1 protein-coding gene and 1 pseudogene are annotated in these 328 nt (G+C 69.2%); both read left to right on the top strand.

Features of this window, described 5'->3' with window-relative positions; translation table 11 throughout:
• Positions 1-117 (top strand): annotated as a pseudogene (locus ABGA94_RS10000) (nucleotide exchange factor GrpE); the annotation flags it as partial.
• A gap of 49 nt (positions 118-166) precedes the next feature.
• Positions 167-328, top strand: a 162-nt coding sequence (locus ABGA94_RS09995; RefSeq protein WP_375367181.1) for a DUF1328 domain-containing protein, incomplete at its 3' end; no start/stop codon positions are given.

The raw sequence follows: 328 nt of genomic DNA, 5'->3' as shown, positions 1-328 counted from the left end.
ATCGAATCCCAGCAGAGTGCCGCCGATGCGGCTGCCACCGCCGGCGTCAACGACGAAGTCGAGCGCCTGCGCGCCGAAGTCGAGCAGGTCAAGGCCGATGCGCTGCGTGAGCGCGCCGCTTGCGGCAGCAGCTTCGCCGCGCTTCGCGGTGATCGGGCTGGGCTACGTGGGCCTACCGCTGGCGGTGGCCTTCGGCCGACACTGGCCGACGCTGGGCTTCGGCGGCATCGCTGGCGCCGCCGTGGGCATCGCCAAGTTCCTGTTCTGGGCAGGCATCATCATCGCCGTGGTGCTGTTCCTGATCGGCATGAGCGTGGCGAAGAAGGTC

Origin of the sequence: Stenotrophomonas sp. 3diitr2024 (assembly GCF_042136455.1) — a bacterium.
Classification (GTDB): domain Bacteria; phylum Pseudomonadota; class Gammaproteobacteria; order Xanthomonadales; family Xanthomonadaceae; genus Stenotrophomonas; species Stenotrophomonas sepilia.
Note: the sequence above shows the minus strand (reverse complement) of the source record. Positions and strands in the feature narration are given on the sequence as shown.